The sequence below is a fragment of the Mycolicibacterium aubagnense genome (genome assembly GCF_010730955.1).
Classification (GTDB): domain Bacteria; phylum Actinomycetota; class Actinomycetes; order Mycobacteriales; family Mycobacteriaceae; genus Mycobacterium; species Mycobacterium aubagnense.
On sequence record NZ_AP022577.1, the window covers coordinates 3,843,127 to 3,858,520 of the forward strand.

Annotated in this window: 14 protein-coding genes; 6 read left to right on the forward strand and 8 right to left on the reverse strand. The window is 67.9% G+C overall.

Translation table 11 applies throughout. The features are described from left to right. Window positions 1–32 precede the first annotated feature (32 nt). From G6N59_RS18355 to nirD, 4 genes are all read left to right on the forward strand, one after another. Window positions 33–791: an isocitrate lyase/PEP mutase family protein gene (locus tag G6N59_RS18355; RefSeq protein WP_407665718.1), complete on the forward strand. Its 759-nt coding sequence runs from the start codon at window positions 33–35 to the stop codon at window positions 789–791. Then, the gene (locus tag G6N59_RS18360; RefSeq protein ID WP_138228245.1) at window positions 782–1,213 is read left to right on the forward strand and encodes a hypothetical protein; all 432 of its coding nucleotides are present in this window, start codon (window positions 782–784) and stop codon (window positions 1,211–1,213) included. The genes G6N59_RS18355 and G6N59_RS18360 overlap by 10 nt, the downstream gene beginning before the upstream one ends. 127 nt (window positions 1,214–1,340) lie before the next feature. Continuing rightward, window positions 1,341–3,857 (forward strand): nitrite reductase large subunit NirB, encoded by a 2,517-nt coding sequence (gene nirB / locus G6N59_RS18365; RefSeq protein ID WP_138228246.1) that lies wholly within the window; start codon window positions 1,341–1,343, stop codon window positions 3,855–3,857. A 13-nt stretch (window positions 3,858–3,870) separates the two neighbouring features. Next, window positions 3,871–4,260 (forward strand): nitrite reductase small subunit NirD, encoded by a 390-nt coding sequence (gene nirD, locus G6N59_RS18370; protein ID WP_138228247.1) that lies wholly within the window; start codon window positions 3,871–3,873, stop codon window positions 4,258–4,260. 14 nt (window positions 4,261–4,274) lie between these two features. On the opposite strand, the gene G6N59_RS18375 is transcribed toward nirD, so the two are convergent. Together G6N59_RS18375 and G6N59_RS18380 are read right to left on the reverse strand one after the other, a co-directional pair. Continuing rightward, a complete protein-coding gene (locus tag G6N59_RS18375) occupies window positions 4,275–5,087 on the reverse strand; it encodes a hypothetical protein (RefSeq protein ID WP_138228248.1) in 813 nt (270 codons plus the stop codon). 49 nt (window positions 5,088–5,136) lie between these two features. After that, the gene (locus tag G6N59_RS18380; RefSeq protein ID WP_138228249.1) at window positions 5,137–7,749 is read right to left on the reverse strand and encodes an ATP-binding protein; all 2,613 of its coding nucleotides are present in this window, start codon (window positions 7,747–7,749) and stop codon (window positions 5,137–5,139) included. A 239-nt stretch (window positions 7,750–7,988) separates the two neighbouring features. Between G6N59_RS18380 and G6N59_RS18385 the strand changes: the two genes are divergently transcribed. Both G6N59_RS18385 and G6N59_RS18390 read left to right on the forward strand, forming a co-directional pair. Continuing rightward, window positions 7,989–9,917, forward strand: a complete 1,929-nt coding sequence (locus G6N59_RS18385) for a YncE family protein (protein WP_138228250.1) — start codon at window positions 7,989–7,991, stop codon at window positions 9,915–9,917. A gap of 60 nt (window positions 9,918–9,977) precedes the next feature. Further along, window positions 9,978–10,358 carry a hypothetical protein gene (locus G6N59_RS18390; RefSeq protein WP_234884031.1) on the forward strand — a complete coding sequence of 127 codons (381 nt, stop codon included), beginning with the start codon at window positions 9,978–9,980 and terminating at the stop codon, window positions 10,356–10,358. A 27-nt stretch (window positions 10,359–10,385) separates the two neighbouring features. On the opposite strand, the gene G6N59_RS18395 is transcribed toward G6N59_RS18390, so the two are convergent. The 6 genes from G6N59_RS18395 to G6N59_RS18420 form a co-directional block, all read right to left on the reverse strand. Then, window positions 10,386–11,069 carry a sirohydrochlorin chelatase gene (locus G6N59_RS18395; protein WP_138228251.1) on the reverse strand — a complete coding sequence of 228 codons (684 nt, stop codon included), beginning with the start codon at window positions 11,067–11,069 and terminating at the stop codon, window positions 10,386–10,388. Beyond that, complete coding sequence (locus G6N59_RS18400) at window positions 11,066–12,214, reverse strand: uroporphyrinogen-III synthase (protein WP_138228252.1); 1,149 nt, start codon at window positions 12,212–12,214, stop codon at window positions 11,066–11,068. The genes G6N59_RS18395 and G6N59_RS18400 overlap by 4 nt, the downstream gene beginning before the upstream one ends. 135 nt (window positions 12,215–12,349) lie before the next feature. Then, window positions 12,350–12,934: a GNAT family N-acetyltransferase gene (locus G6N59_RS18405; protein WP_138228253.1), complete on the reverse strand. Its 585-nt coding sequence runs from the start codon at window positions 12,932–12,934 to the stop codon at window positions 12,350–12,352. 49 nt (window positions 12,935–12,983) lie between these two features. Then, window positions 12,984–13,877, reverse strand: coding sequence for a 5-oxoprolinase/urea amidolyase family protein (locus tag G6N59_RS18410; RefSeq protein WP_138228254.1), 894 nt, complete (start codon window positions 13,875–13,877; stop codon window positions 12,984–12,986). A 25-nt stretch (window positions 13,878–13,902) separates the two neighbouring features. Beyond that, the gene (locus G6N59_RS18415; RefSeq protein WP_138228255.1) at window positions 13,903–14,574 is read right to left on the reverse strand and encodes a 5-oxoprolinase subunit B family protein; all 672 of its coding nucleotides are present in this window, start codon (window positions 14,572–14,574) and stop codon (window positions 13,903–13,905) included. 74 nt (window positions 14,575–14,648) lie between these two features. Next, the gene (locus tag G6N59_RS18420; protein ID WP_138228292.1) at window positions 14,649–15,344 is read right to left on the reverse strand and encodes a queuosine precursor transporter; all 696 of its coding nucleotides are present in this window, start codon (window positions 15,342–15,344) and stop codon (window positions 14,649–14,651) included. Window positions 15,345–15,394: the final 50 nt, after the last annotated feature.

A 15,394-nucleotide genomic window follows, 5' to 3' on the forward strand; every position in this document is an offset into this window, starting at 1 on the left:
GCCCGACGGATGCCTGTCGGTACGGTATGAGCATGTCCGACGCGGTTCTGGCGCAGCGCGCCGAAGCACTATTGGCCCTGCACCAGCCCGGAAATCCGGTCGTCCTCCCGACCGTGTGGGACGCCTGGTCGGCGACGCTCGCGGTGTCCGCCGGATTCTCGGCGCTGACTGTCGGCAGCCATCCGGTAGCCGACTCGGTGGGCAAGCCCGACGGAGAGGGCATGTCGTTCGACGACCTCACCACGCGCGTCGCCCAGATCACCTCGGCAGTCGAGGTGCCGGTGTCCGTCGACATCGAATCCGGCTACGGCGAAACCCCCGGTCGCCTCATCTCAGGCCTGCTGGCCGCGGGTGCGGTGGGCCTGAACATCGAAGACACCGTGCACAAGGACGGTGGGCGCATCCGGGACGCGCAGGAACACGCCGACCTCGTCGGTGAATTGCGCAGGGCGGCAGACGCTTCTGGTGTCCACGTCGTGATCAATGCCCGGACCGACCTGTTCCTGCGCCAGATCGGCGATGAGGCGGACCGGTACGAACGCGCCGTGCAGCGGCTCAAGCTGTGTGCCGCGGCCGGGGCCGACTCCCTGTACCCGGTGGGCCGCCACGACGACGACACCCTGCGCCGGCTGGCCGCCGATCTGCCATTGCCGATCAATGCCATTGCGATCCCGGAGTCCGACGATCCCGCCTCCTTCGGACCGCTGGGTGTCGGGCGCATCAGCTTCGGACCGTTCCTCCAGCGGGCACTGGCTGTGCAGGCCGCCGATATTCTGGCGCGATGGCAGTGAGCGACAGCGACCACGAGCGCGGCGCCGACGAAAATTACGGGTTGTGGTGGGCCGCCGGCATTGCCGCCGCGGTGTTGTTGATCGTCCTGATCTACCAGGTAATTCAGACCTCCGGGGAGTCCGAACAGCCGTCCGGGCCGGCAGGTGAACCGACGGTGTTGACGACGCATCCGACGACCACCAAGCGGACGACGACTCGCACCACCACGACGACCACGACAACCACGACAACGACGACGGAAACCACGTCGGACACGTCGACCACGGACGAGACCAGCACGACGTCGTCGACCAGCACCACCACCAGCGGGACCTACACGCCGTCGAGCACCGCCGGGTACGGGACCTACCCCACAACGACCACCACGATCTACAACCCGTACAGCACGGCAACCACGGTCCCGCCCGCCGGCGTGGGGTAGATCGCCGCAGGTCTGTGACCGGAGCCACTCACTTCACGGGCCATTTCCGGGCCATGTGAGAAGAGCGTGACGGTCGATTCACACGCGGCAACACAATCCGCAATATCGGCTCCCTACCTTGTGGAGCATGGACGCGAAGAACCTTGTGGTCGTAGGCCACGGAATGGTCGGCCACCGCCTCGTCGAGGCGCTGCGCTCGCGGGATGCCGCGGGCCAATGGCGCATCACAGTGCTGTCCGAAGAAGCAGACGCCGCTTATGACCGGGTGGGGCTCACGGGTTACACCGAGCACTGGGACCGGTCGAAGCTGGCGTTGCCCGGCAACGGATATGACGGCGACGGGTTGGTCGACCTGGTGCTGGCCGACAAGGTCGGCGGTATCGACCGCGCTACCAAGACTGTGGTGACCGAGGCGGGCCGCGGCATCGCGTACGACAAGCTGGTGTTGGCCACGGGCTCTTACGCTTTCGTGCCGCCGGTGCCCGGCCACCAGCTCCCCGGCTGCTTCGTCTACCGCACCCTGGACGACCTGGACGGCATCCGCGCCGCCATGACCCGTTCGGCGGAACGCGGCAACAACACCGGTGTGGTCATCGGTGGTGGTCTGCTCGGCCTGGAAGCGGCGAACGCGTTGCGCCAGTTCGGAATGCAAGCCCACATCGTCGAGCGGGCACCGCGTCCGATGAACCAGCAGCTCGACGAAGCCGGCGGTGCGCTGCTGGCCCGCATGATCGGCAAGCTGGGCATCTCGGTGCACCTGGATGTCGGCACCGACGCCATCGAGCCGCTCGATGAGGGCGTGCGTGTGCTGCTGAGCGACGGCACCCTGATCGACGCCGGCCTGGTCATCTTCGCCGCCGGCGTGCGTCCGCGGGACGAACTGGCCCGCGACGCCGGTTTGGAGCTGGCCGAACGCGGTGGCGTCCTGACCGACCTGTCCTGTGTGACAAGCGATCCCGACATCTACGCGATCGGTGAGGTAGCCGCCGTCGAGGGCCGGTGCTACGGCCTGGTCGGTCCCGGCTACACCACCGCCGAGGTGGTCGCCGACCGCCTGCTCGGTGGCGCTGCGGAATTCCCCGAGGCCGACATGTCGACCAAGCTGAAGCTGCTCGGCGTCGACGTCGCGAGTTTCGGTGACGCCCAAGGTGTTACGCCCGACTGCCTGCAGGTCGTGGTCAACGACCCGGTAAAGCAGACCTATGCCAAGCTGGTGCTGTCCGACGACGCCCAGACCCTCTTGGGTGGCATCCTGGTCGGTGACGCGTCATCGTACGGCGTGCTGCGCCCGATGGTCGGCGAGGCGCTGCCCGGCGATCCGCTGGCACTGATCGCTCCGGCCGGATCCGGAGAGGGGGCGAGCGCACTCGGCGTGGGCGCCCTGCCGGACACCGCGCAGATCTGCTCCTGCAACAACGTCACCAAGGGCGACCTGTGCGGCGCGATCGAAGGCGGTTGCTCGGACGTCGCCGGACTGAAGGCCTGCACCAAGGCCGGAACCTCGTGTGGCTCTTGCGTTCCGCTGCTCAAGCAGCTCCTGGAGGCCCAAGGCGTCGAGCAGTCCAAGGCGCTGTGCGAGCACTTCCCGCAGTCGCGGGCCGAGCTCTTCGAGATCATCTCGGCCACCGAGATCCGGAAGTTCTCCGGCCTGATCGAGAAGTTCGGCACCGGAAAGGGTTGTGACATCTGCAAACCCGCCGTCGCCTCGATCCTGGCATCGACCAGCAGCGGTCACATCCTCGACGGCGAGCAGGCCGCACTGCAGGACTCCAACGACCACTTCCTGGCCAACATCCAGAAGAACGGCAGTTACTCGGTGGTCCCGCGCGTTCCGGGCGGCGACATCAGCCCGGAGCAGCTGATCCTGATCGGTGAGATCGCCAGGGATTTCGGGCTTTACACCAAGATCACCGGTGGTCAGCGGATCGACATGTTCGGTGCGCGGGTGGACCAGCTGCCGGAAATCTGGCGGCGCCTGGTCGACGGCGGCATGGAATCCGGGCAGGCGTACGGCAAGTCGCTGCGCACCGTCAAGAGCTGCGTCGGCACCGACTGGTGCCGATACGGACAGCAGGATTCGGTGCAGATGGCCATCGATCTGGAGCTGCGCTACCGCGGCCTGCGCTCGCCGCACAAGATCAAGATGGGCGTCTCGGGCTGCGCCCGGGAGTGCGCGGAAGCCCGTGGCAAGGACGTCGGCGTCATCGCCACCGAGACCGGCTGGAACCTGTACGTCGGCGGCAACGGCGGGATGACGCCCGCCCACGCGCAGCTGCTGGCCGGCGACCTCGACGACGAGACCCTGGTCCGCTACATCGACCGGTTCCTGATGTTCTACATCCGCACCGCCGATCGGCTGCAGCGCACTGCCCCGTGGGTCGATCAGATGGGCCTCGACCACGTCCGCGACGTCGTGTGCAACGACTCACTGGGTCTGGCAAGCGAATTCGAAGCCGCCATGGAACGGCACGTCGACGGCTATTCGTGCGAGTGGAAGGGCGTGCTGGACGACAAGGCCAAGCTGACCCAGTTCGTCTCGTTCGTCAACGCGCCCGACGTCGCCGACCCGACCATCGCGTTCACTGAACGCAACGGCCGCAAGGTGCCGATCGGCATGCCCACCGTCCCGCCCGCCAAGAGCTGATCAGGAGACCCCGATGACTCTCAACGACCTTGCCGAAGTTACTCAGTACCAAGACCGTTCGGAGTGGACCGCCGTCTGCTCGTACCACCGGCTGGTGCCCGGACGTGGCGCCGGGGTGCTGCTGCCCGACGGCAGTCAGGCGGCGTTGTTCCGACTGCACGACGGGTCGCTGTATGCGGTGGGCAACATCGACCCGTTCTCCGGCGCGGCAGTGATGTCGCGGGGTCTCGTCGGCGACCGGGGCGGCCGCGTGTGCGTGCAGAGCCCCATCAAGAAACAGGCCTTCGCCCTGGATGACGGTGTCTGCCTTGATGATCCCTCGGTGAGCCTGCCGGTCTACCCGATCCGGGTGTGGGCCGGGCTGGTCGAGATCGGACCGCTGGGAGTCGACGTAGCTGCTTGAGTGACGGTGGTCCGTCAGCGCGTGCAGCTGTTGTCCTCGATGGTCTGCACCACCCAGTACGCCGTGAACTCGACGATCAGCGCAATCTCGGCGATCAACACGGCGTGGTTGAAGCCATCGAGGGTGAGGTGCAGCGCCACGGTGGTGAGCAGGGTGCCGGCCATCAGCAGTGAGATCGTCTGGTAGGCACCGCGGTATCGACTTCCGCATGACGGGGCGCTGCCGAAGGCCGAGCTGAACACCGTCAGCACGGTGGCGCCGAACATCCCGGCCGCGGCGACGCCATGGGCATTGACCTGGAACCAGTCCGGAGCGACGAGCAGAACCACGACACCCGTCCCGAGCACCGCGCGCTGCAGCCACCTCGCGGCGGAACCCAGCACGGTGTCGGGCTGGCCGGGCCGGAACAACAACCACGATGCGACGCGCGAACCGGCGAGCACCACCGTGACCGTCCAGGCGTTGAACAGCACGGCCGCCCCGGTCTTCACGGCCACGGGATCGGTTGTGCCGCACTGTAGTACGGGTCGCGTCGTGGGGACGACGGCGATCACGAAGGCCAGCACCCCGGCCAGGTTGAGCAAGGTGTTCTCGGTGTCGCTGGCACCCTGGTAGACGATGAGCATGGCGCCGATGGCGAACAGCACCCCGATGAAGACGGCATGCGCGGTGGTGAAGTAGTAGGCGCTGATCGAGGTCTGCCAGCACGTGGCGTGCGCGCGCTCGACGGCCAGCGCCGCACCCAGCAGGACGGCCATGACCACCATGCCGCCGCGAAGGAACCGGTAGGTGTCCAGCGCTACGTCGTTGCCCGTCCGCTTGGCCATGTCTCCAGTATGGGCCGCACCGGCTCGTCCGATGAGACCCGTCGGAGGGCTATTGCATGGTCGGTTTTTGCAGGGCGCGGGCGACGGCTTGGGCCCGGGTGCTCACGCCGAGTTTGGCCAGCACGGCCTGGATATGGTTGTCGGCGGTCTTGGTGCTGATGTGCAGGGTGGCGGCGATGTCGGCGGTGTTGTGCCCGGCGGTGAGTAGTTCGAGCACCTCTCGTTGGCGGCGGGTCAACCCGTCGGGGTCAGCCAGGGTCTGACCGTATGGGCCGCGGCGGGTACGCCCGCGCAGCGCGGCCAGGCGCTGTTGGGCGCGACGGGCAGCGGCCCGCGCCCCGAGTCGGCGGAAGGTGTCGTGCGCTGATTGCACCGCGACGATATCGCCACCGAGCTGCGCGATGGCCGCCTCGTACCGGCAGCCCCGACGGGTCCATTCCGCAGCCGCGGCCCGCCAGTCTCCGGTGATCTCCAGGTGAAAAGGGGTGATCGGGTTTTCGACGGCGACAGGCGTTGCGGCGCCGGATAATTGCGCCCAGCGATGCAGCGGGCCGATCAGCCACGGATCGGCCTTGTCCTGGAGGGTGGCCAGGGCGGTCTGCGCCTCGGTGCGGGCGTCGTCGTCGTCGCCGGCCAACCAGGCGATCTCGGCCCGGGCAGCCCACACCGGAAAGAGCCGGAGATGGTCGGACAGGGGTACGACGGCGGTGTCATCGAGTAGGGACACGACGGGTTGCTCGCCGCGGCGGGCGTCGATGAGGGCAACGGTCAACCGCGGCAACGCCCGATTCACCGCGGCCAACCCTGGTCTGGTCAGCACATCCTCCGCCGCCGAGCGCGCGCTGTCCCAGTTACCGCGATGCAAATCGAGCAGCGCTGCGACGCCAAGATTCAACGCCTCGAAGGTGAACAGATCACGTTCCCGGGAATGCCTGAAGGCCTCCGTGAGGTGATTCTCGGCCCGCTCCAGGTCATGGTGCATCGCGGCGAACCCGCACACACAGGTCCCGAGCACCCCCGCGTGTTCGCCACGAACGTCGGCGGCCATCACATCGCGCCACGCCGCTTCCAAGTGATCCCATCCGGTGTCGGTACGCAATACGCGGGCCAGGGCGGCGTAGCCGCCGGCTTGGGCGACGGTCACGTCGTCACCGAGCTGGGCGCCCACGCTCAGCGCTTGGGTGAGGTAGTCATCAGCGGCCGGGTCGAAACCCCACACACTCACCTGGGCCATGTTCACCAGAGCTGAGGCCAGCTGCGGGCTGGGGCCGGCATCGCGGGCGAGCTCCAGCGAAGCCAGTGCCGCCTGAGCGGCCTCACCCGTGCGGCCCATCCCCCACAGTTCGTGGGAGAGCCAGCGCAGATCCTCGGCCTCGGCGAGTCGGTGGCCGAGACGGTGCCGCAACGTCGCCGCTTCTCGCCAGGACGCCACCGCCGCCTCTGCGAGCCCGCAGGCATAGGTGGCAAACGCGTGGTGTTCGAGCCAGACGGCGCGCTCCTCGTCGGGGATGGTGCCGGCGAAGCGCAGCGCAAGCTCGTACAGCTCGGCGGCTTCACGGTTCGCCCCCAGCGCCAACGCCCGCTCGGCGGCCGGTGGCGCGTACCGGATGACTGCGTCGGCATCACCGGCCCGCTGAGCGTGAAATGCCAACGCCGCCAGGGTATCCGGATCGATCGGCGGTTCAGTCAGGACCGCCAGCGTCCGCTTGTGCAGAACTCGGCGCTCATAGTCAGGTATCTGGTCGGCGGTGGCACGGCGAGCCAGCTCGTGGCGGAACCCGATCGTGTCTCCGTCGGCCACCAGCACCCCCGCGTCGAGGCATTCAGCCAGTCCGGTGCCCGCCGCTGGGCAGATCTTCTCCAGCAAGGCGACGGCAGTGCGCGGGCCGCAGATCGCCACCGCATCAGCGGTCTCGCGGGCGGCCGGCGAAAGCCGGCCCTGCCGGCCGCGTACCGCCTCGGTGATGCTGCGCGGCAAGTCGTGCCGACTCAGCGCGACCGGGCCGGCGGCCAGCACCTCGGCGACGAAAAATGGGTTTCCGCCGGTGAGTTGGTGCAGCTGTTCGGCATTGACGCCGCGGCCGGTGGCAAGCTGGGCCACGGCCCGAGGACTCAGCGGTTTCAGCCGGATCCGGCTGACCGCCGCACACGTGGCGATATCGCCCAGGGCAACCGCCAGCGGGTGTTGGCGGTCCAGCTCATCGTCGCGGTAGGACACCGCCAACAGCAGCGGCAGCGATTCGATGCGTCGGGCCACAAACCGCAGAAGGTCCAGGGTGGCACCGTCGGCCCAGTGGGCGTCTTCGATCACCCATACCCACCGGTTCCCGTCGCGCAGCAACCCCAGCAACCGCCGGTAGAGCGTCCCGCTGTCACCGGATCGGATCGCCGCATCCAGCGCATTCGCCGCGTCCGGGCCCACCCCGGTCAAGGCGTCGATCAGCGGACCCAACGGCCGCGGTGTGGTCAGCGGGTCGCACCAACCCCGCAACACCCGCATCGAGGAATCAATCGCGGCCGAAAAGTGGCTCAGGACAGCGGTCTTGCCGATGCCGGCCTCGCCGCTCACCAGCACCAGCCGACCATCGCCGCCGCGCGAAACCTGTTGCGCGACCGCGTCCAGCTCGGTCAGCACCTCCCGACGCTCCAGTAACCGCTGCACCCCACCGGCTCCCGCGTTCAGCCGCTGTTGACGGCGTCGAAAAATAGGGGAAACGCCTCATGAACCGAGGCCGTCGGCCGACGCACACTAGCTAGCGGGCGCCCCGGAGGGCGCACGGCGATCAGCACCGCACATAGGGACATGATGCGACTTCACTGTAATCGCCGCGCCCCTTGGTCGCGCCCCGACCGGTGCACGGCACTGGGGCATGTGTGGTCAACGGACGGAGGTCGAGACAGATGAGTCGTCACCGAATCGCCAACCGCGCGAAGGCCTCAAGGCTGGCGCAACGCCGTACCACCACAGGTCATCGCGACGCGCGCGAGCTTCGGCACCACGGCGAAATCGCCGCCTGGCTGGGTGCCGGCGTGCTCACCCTCGGTGTCGGCACGGCCGTTGCCGCGCCGGCAGTCGCCTACGCCGACACCACCCACCACAGTGGCTCCACACCGACGGGCAGTGATCCGTCGGGCCCGAAGTCAGGGTCCACCACCGGCACGCGGCCCCTGACGATGGCGAGGGGCCTCGGACGGTTGCCCCGTGTTGCAGCGACCACCAAGAACGTGCCGGCCGCCGACACGTCGACAACGACGCAGCCCACCCCGGCGAGCGAGAAGCGGTTGACGCCGGCCGCTGCCGGCGGCCACCCCGGTACCAGCGGGCCGAGCAACGGACCGTCGACGAGGACCGCGACAACACCGCCCCCGACCGGCTCGACGCCCCGGCTCCATCCCACCGTGCTGTCCGCGGCCGTACCTACAACGTCGCCACTCGCTGCGGTCAGCACACCGCCGGTCACCGCCCCGGTCGCCTCGGTTTCGCCGTGGCAGCCGCTGATCAACCTCATCGCCAATACGCTGGTGACGTTCACCGGGATGAATCCCACCACCCCGACCCCGGCTGCGGGCAACATCCTGCAGCTGGTGGCGTACTCGGCGGCGCGCTGGCTGGAAGACACCTTCAATCCGGCCGGTATCCCCCAAGCGGGTACGCCCACCGTCGGTGCCCCCGACACGGTGACCGGCACGGTGACCGGGCATGTGGTGTTCACCGACGCCGCGGGCGCCCCGCTGACCTACCGCGCCAGCACCGACCCCTCGCAGGGCACGGTCACCATCAACTCCGACGGCGTTTACACCTACACCCCCACCGACGCGGCACGGCTCGGGGCACTGGGCGGCGGCGCCGGGGAAATCAGGATCATTGCCTACAACGATGTGCAGAGCAGCGCCATAGCCGTCGCCGTGCCGGTCTCCCCGCCGACCTTGGCCAACGTCACCATCCCGGTCAGCGGAGGACCGCAACTTCTGGCGCTGAATTCCAGCGGCGGCGAACTGGTGGTCAGCGACACCACCGGCAACACCGTGTCGGTCATCAACACCCATACCCGCGCAGTTGTCGCCACCATTCCCGTCAGCCAGCTTCCCGCCGGAGTCGCGGTCAGTCCCGACGGTACCGTCGCCTACGTCGCCAGCCATGACACCGTCTCGGTCGTGGCACTGGCGAACAACACCGTCGTCGCCACCATCCCCTTCAACTCCTTGAGCCCACAATTTGTGACGTTCACACCCGACGGCAAGACGGTTTGGGTCGACGTCCTGCCCAATTCGAATGCGTTCAATGTGGCTTCGATCAACACGTCCACCGACACCATCACCTCGTTCAACACCGTCGGTGACGGCACCGGAATGTTCGGCATGATCGCGCTCGACCCCAAGGGATGCGGAGGGCAAGGCTGCCTGTACGTCCCCGATGTGCTGCACGCTGCGGTCGACGTGATGAGCCTCGGCAACAAAACCACCATCGCCTCGATCGGCGTCGGCCAGCATCCCGGCGGCGCAGCCCTCAGCCCCGACGACGGCCGGCTCTATGTCACGAACATCTCCGACAACACGGTCTCGGTCATCAACACCGCCACCAACACCGTGATCGCCACAGTGCCGGTCGGCAAAAACCCGACAGGCGTGGCAGTGAGTCCCGACGGCAGTGTCGTCTATGTGGCTGACGCTCTGAGCAATACCGTCACGGCGATCAACACCGCAACCAACGCGGTCATCACCACCATCCCAGCCGGTAACGACCCGGTTGGTTTGACCATCAGCCCCGACGGCACCCAGCTTTACGTCGCAGACATGGCGGGCAACACCGTATCGGTGATCAGCGTCTAGACAGGCCGCAACTCAACACCCCTGAATCGTCATCCGACGTCGGCGAAGGGACGCGATGCAATGGCACACCACACTGTCAAGGGAATACTCGCCGCAGCTCTGCTGTCGGGCGCCGTCGCGGCCGCTGTCATTCCCGGCGCCGGCACCGCTCACGCCCGGGGCTGGCCCGGCTGCCCCGGTGACCCCAAGGGGCCATGCCGCTGGTGTCCCGGCGACCCTCCCGTACGGACCGGCAACATGGTCAACGACCCGGTCATCTGGGACACCAGCGTCTGCCACACCTACTTTTACGTGAATATGGGAGACGGCAACGTCGCCAAGGAAATCTGGGATGGCGACAATCCGCCGGCGCCGCCGCCTCCACCGCCCCCGATGCCGGGCAGCATCACCACCCGTGAGCAATGCGAGCAGATTCTAGGGATGTTCTGTCCGCACGCCTGACCCCAATCCGTCGGCCGACAGTATTGTCTAGGCGGCGAGCGACAACCGGGCGGTCCGGAACCGGTGGGCCACCAGCTTGGCGACGCCGGGGTGCCGGCCCAGCGGATCGGTCACCACGTCGGCCCCACACGTGTACAGCCGGTCCTGAAAAAGCCCGTCGGCCAACAGGTATGACGCCACGGCAACCCGATCGGCGCCGCGCTTGCGCAGCCGGGCCACCACGTCACCGACCCAGTACGTTCCATTGATCGCGAACGCGAGCTCGACGCGGCTGCCCAGCGTCGCCGACAGCATCGCGCAGGTGCGGCGCAGGTCACTGGCGGCGCGCGGATCAGAGGTTCCGGCTGCGGCCAGCACGACGGAATCCGTGGGGCGCCAACCTGATTCGATCAGCCGGTCGGCGAGTACCCGGACCATCGCGGTCGACGGGCCCAGCGCCGGCGTCACCGTGACATCGCGATGGCCGCTCTCGGCGATGCCCTCCGGGATGTCCTTGTGAACGTGGTACCCGGAGGACAAGAAGGCAGGGACGACGACGGCCGGGCCGTGCGGCAGCCCCGACAGCACCTCGGCCGGGTTGGGGCCGAGGACGTCGACGAACGCGGTGTGCACCCGGCGGTCGAGAAGGCCGCTGACCTGCTCGGCCAGCTCACCGATCATTGCCACACCCGAGCCCTTGCGGGTGCCGTGGGCCACCAGGACGGGGTTCACTGCGCACCTGCCGAGTAGTCGTCGACCGCCAGCCGGTAACCACGCTTGACGACGGTCGCGACGATTTCCTTGTCGCCCAAGGTGGTTCGCAGCCGCAGCACGGCGGTCTCGACGGCGTGGGTGTCCGTCCCGCTGCCCGGCAGCGCGGCCAGCAGTTCCTGCCGGGACACCACCGCACCGGGCCGCAGGGCCAGTGCACGGACGATGGCCATCCCGGCGGGGGACAGGTCCCGGACCACACCGTCGACGACGACGCACGTACCGCGGATCTCCAGGTCGTGCCCGGCGGCCCGCAGCTTGCGGGCCTGCAACACCGGCAGTTCGTCGGCGATGTGGCGGGCCAGCGCACCCAGGCGCATCCGCTCGGGTGCGAAGGTCGGGACGCCGAGCCGGGCCAGCGGCCGCGCCGTCACCGGTCCGACGCACATGGCGCGCACCTGGGTCCGAAACGCTTCCAGCACTTGCGCATTGATGCCGAGTTCGGTCGCGCGCATCAGGGTCGCCGCAACCGCAGGTGCCGAGGTGAAGCTCACGGCATCGAGCCGGCGTTCGGCGATGTCGGTGACCAGTGAGTCGAACGCACCGCCGGGCGGTACCGGCTGCCACCGGTAGACCCGGATCGGCACGACGTCGGCGCCGGCGCGGCGCAGTTCGTCGAGAAACTCGGGGAAGGGGTCCCACTCGTCGGTGGCGCCGTGCAGCTGAACGGCGATCCGCAGACCCGAGATGCCACCCTGCAACAGGTAGCCCAGCACTTCGCGGGACGACTCGGATTCGGGCGACCATTCCTCGGGCAGCCCGGCGGCGCGCAGCGCGCCCGTGGCTTTGGGGCCGCGGGAGACGATCCGGGCGCGGCTGAGGGCGTCGGTCAGCTCGCCGGACAGGCCCCAGTCGTCGGCGGCGGACATCCAGCCGCGGAAGCCGATGCCGGTGGTCGCGATCAATACGTCAGGCGGCACCTCGAGCAGTGCCTGCGTGTTGGTGCGCAGTTCCTCGTCATCGGGCAACGGCACCATGGCAATGGCAGGGGCCGCGATCACCGTCGCGCCGCGGCGGCGCAGCAGGGTGCACAGCTCATCGGCACGTCGTGCGGCGGTCACCGCCACCCGAAATCCGGTGAGCGGGGCCCGATCGGGATCACTCATGTGTCTAGTGAAGGGAACATGTGTTTCCGGCCGGTTACCCGGCCGTTGCCCAGCGGTGTCACCAGTGAGCAAGCGATGAAGTTTCCCTCACACTCGGTGCTGAGCTGGGCTTTTGCCGGTCAAAACCTCACAGCGCTACCAGACGTCGCCGTCGCGCCAGTCGCAGGTGATGTCCGCGGTGGTGTCGACCTCGACCGTTACCGGCAGCACGAACAACGAGCGATCGTCCTCGGGCGTGCGGTTGACCCCGGCCGGCGCCAACACCGACGTCGTGCCGCGCCACGGCAGCCAGCCGCGCGCGGTATAGATCGGGCGCGCGGTGTCCGAAGAACTCAGCGCGCCGATCTCGTAGGCGCCGCGGATCACCTGCTCGACGGCGTCGAGAACCGCGGTGGCCAGCCCCTGGCCACGCCAGTCCTCGCGGACGGCGACGGCTTCGACGTAGCCGCAGCGCAGTGCGGTGTTGTGGTAGATGAGCCGACGCTGGACGACGGCGCCGTGCGCGATGATCGCGCCGTGGTGGCAGATGAGGGCGTGCATGCCGCCGAGCGAGTGCTCCCAGTCGGCTTCTGAAAAGGAACTGCTGGAGTCTCCGCTTTCCCGATAGGCGTCGATGACCATCTGCCGAGCGCCTTCGCGGGTCTCGGCATCGAGGTCAGCGGTGTGGACCAGCCGCGCCGTGTGAACATTGTGTACGCGGGAGAGATCCGTCGGGTGCACCCCCTCGTTCTACCAGGATTGCGCAGCCTGCGCTGGTGCCTGCGCGGGTTCAGGCACCGAACGGCTGACGCGGCCTGGACCAGTGCATGCGCACGTGCTGGCCGGGGCGAATCTGGCCAACCTTGTCGATGTCATGGTCGGCAACCACGCCGATCACCGGGTACCCGCCGGTGACCGGGTGGTCGGGGCCGAGGATCACCGGTAAACCGTTGGGCGGTACCTGAATTGCCCCACGCGTCGTGCCTTCGCTGGACAGCTGCCGGTCCGGCCAGCGGTGCTGCAGAGGCCGGCCGTTCAGCCGCATCCCGACCCGGTCGCTGTGGTCGGTGACCACCCATTCCGTATGCACCAGGGCATCGGGGTCGACGAACCAGTCGTCGCGCGGGCCGGGGACCACCAGCAGTTCCAGCAGGTCCTCGGCGATGGCGGCCACGGGTGCCTGATCCACCTCCGGGAACTCGGCGGTGTGCTCGCCGACGGTCAGCATGTCGCCGACCTGCAATGGCCGCGGACCGATCGCCGACATCACGTCGTAGCTGCGGGAGCCGAGCACCGGGTCGACCACGAAGCCGCCGCGGACCGCCACATAGCTGCGCAGACCGGTGTGCGGTGCGCCCAGGGAGATCACCTCGCCGTCATGGGCATAGTGAATGCTGTTGGTGCCGAACGGGATTCCGTTCGCCGACGGATCGGCATCGGCGCCTGTGACGGCCACCGCGACGCCTTCCCTCCCGCCGCCGTGGACCCGGGCGGAGAAGCCGCCGAACGTCACCTCGATGGTGGCGCGGTCGTTCGGGTTGGCGACCAGCCGGTTGGCCAGCGTGTGCGAGCGGCGATCGGCGGCCCCCGAGCGACTCACGCCCATGTGGGCCAGGCCGGGACGGCCTAGATCCTCGACCAGCGCCAGCGGGCCGGTCTTGAGAATTTCGAGTGTTGCGGTCATCGGCTTGTCCTTTCGTCCCGACCGGCTAACCGATTGCCCGGAATTGCACGCACATACCCGGAACCAGCAATGCCGGCTGGTCCCGCTCGATGTCCCACAGGCTGGCGTCGGTACGGCCGATCAACTGCCAGCCACCGGGGGTCTCTCGCGGATAGACCCCGCCGAACTCTCCAGCGAGGGCCACCGAGCCGGCAGGCACGCGGGTGCGCGGCTCGCTGCGTCGCGGCACCTGCAGTCGCTCGTCGCCGCCTACCAGGTAGGCGAAGCCCGGCGTGAAGCCGCCGAACGCGACGCGCCACAGCGATCCGGTGTGGGCGGCGATCACCTCGCTCGGGGCCAGCCCGGTCAGCTCGGACACCTCGTCGAGGTCCATGCCGTCGTACACGACGTCGATGACCACATCAGGCTGCTGTGGAGCGCCGTTTTCGGCGGTAGGTGGTTCCGTGAGATGAAGCTTGGACAGCCGCTGTCCGGTGGGAATCCGATATCTCGGTGCGGCGAGCTTGATCAGAATGGTCCGCGAGGCCGGGACGATGTCGAGCACGCCGGGCAAACCCGCCGCGCGGAGCGTGTCGGTCCACGCCAAAACCTCGGTGGTGCTGTTGAATTCCAGCAGCAAGGCTTGGTCGCCGTAGTCACGGACGGTGCCGAGCGTCATGGTCGTTGGTGCGCTCACAGCTTCTTGTGTGACGGTCATCACTCGAAGCTACCCGCGGGTAGCCGTCATTTCTGCTTTCTTTAGCGCCTCGCCAGAAGAGCCTTAGCAATCACTCAGAGGGCCACGTCGTACGTCGGTTCGTTGCGCTTGATGTAACTGATCACCCGATACGTCACCGGCAGGAAAACCACCTCGACGGCGGTCTTGTACAGCCAGCCCTGGCCCGTGTAGACGGCGAAGTCGTGAAACGTGCTGATGCCGATGGCGTTGGCGGCGATGGCACAGAACACCAGGGTGTCGCCGAGCTGCCCGGCGAAGGTCGAGCCGACCAGCCGCGCCCACAGATGCTTCTCCTTGGTGCGTTCCTTGATCGCCACGACAACCCATGCGTTGATGGTCTGTCCGACGATGAAACCGGCCAGCCCCGCGATGATCAGCTGGGTGTAGGAGTGCACGACGTTCTCGAAGTGCGCCTGGTTCGGGTAGAAGTCGGCGGCCGGTAGGTAGATCGTCACCCAGAACGTCAGCGCGGCAAGGATGTTCATGGCGAAGCCCAGATAGATCGCCCGCCGGGCAGCCTTGAAGCCGTACACCTCCGACAGCACGTCGCCGATGATGTAGGTGAGCGGGAAGACGATGAACCCGCCATCGGTGATGATCGGACCGAATGCCACGCCCTTGGTGGCCGTCACGTTGGAGATGATCACGAGCGCCGTGAACACCGCGATCAGGATCGGATAGTAGGCCGATCCGACCTGCGCGAAGCGGGCGTGCTGTTCGGGGCGCTCGGCTACGGTCACGCCGATCATCTTGGCAGCCACGGCGACGGGTGCAACCGGGAGCCGGGTTGAGGCCCCGA

Coding starts and splice junctions, on each gene's coding strand:
- nirD (WP_138228247.1), top strand. CDS start 3,871: ATGACTCTCAACGACCTTGCCGAAGTTACTCAGTACCAAGACCGTTCG.
- G6N59_RS18420 (WP_138228292.1), bottom strand. CDS start 15,344: ATGATCGGCGTGACCGTAGCCGAGCGCCCCGAACAGCACGCCCGCTTC.
- G6N59_RS18415 (WP_138228255.1), bottom strand. CDS start 14,574: ATGACCGTCACACAAGAAGCTGTGAGCGCACCAACGACCATGACGCTC.
- nirB (WP_138228246.1), top strand. CDS start 1,341: ATGGACGCGAAGAACCTTGTGGTCGTAGGCCACGGAATGGTCGGCCAC.
- G6N59_RS18385 (WP_138228250.1), top strand. CDS start 7,989: ATGAGTCGTCACCGAATCGCCAACCGCGCGAAGGCCTCAAGGCTGGCG.
- G6N59_RS18410 (WP_138228254.1), bottom strand. CDS start 13,877: ATGACCGCAACACTCGAAATTCTCAAGACCGGCCCGCTGGCGCTGGTC.
- G6N59_RS18390 (WP_234884031.1), top strand. CDS start 9,978: ATGGCACACCACACTGTCAAGGGAATACTCGCCGCAGCTCTGCTGTCG.
- G6N59_RS18375 (WP_138228248.1), bottom strand. CDS start 5,087: ATGGCCAAGCGGACGGGCAACGACGTAGCGCTGGACACCTACCGGTTC.
- G6N59_RS18400 (WP_138228252.1), bottom strand. CDS start 12,214: ATGAGTGATCCCGATCGGGCCCCGCTCACCGGATTTCGGGTGGCGGTG.
- G6N59_RS18360 (WP_138228245.1), top strand. CDS start 782: ATGGCAGTGAGCGACAGCGACCACGAGCGCGGCGCCGACGAAAATTAC.
- G6N59_RS18355 (WP_407665718.1), top strand. CDS start 33: ATGTCCGACGCGGTTCTGGCGCAGCGCGCCGAAGCACTATTGGCCCTG.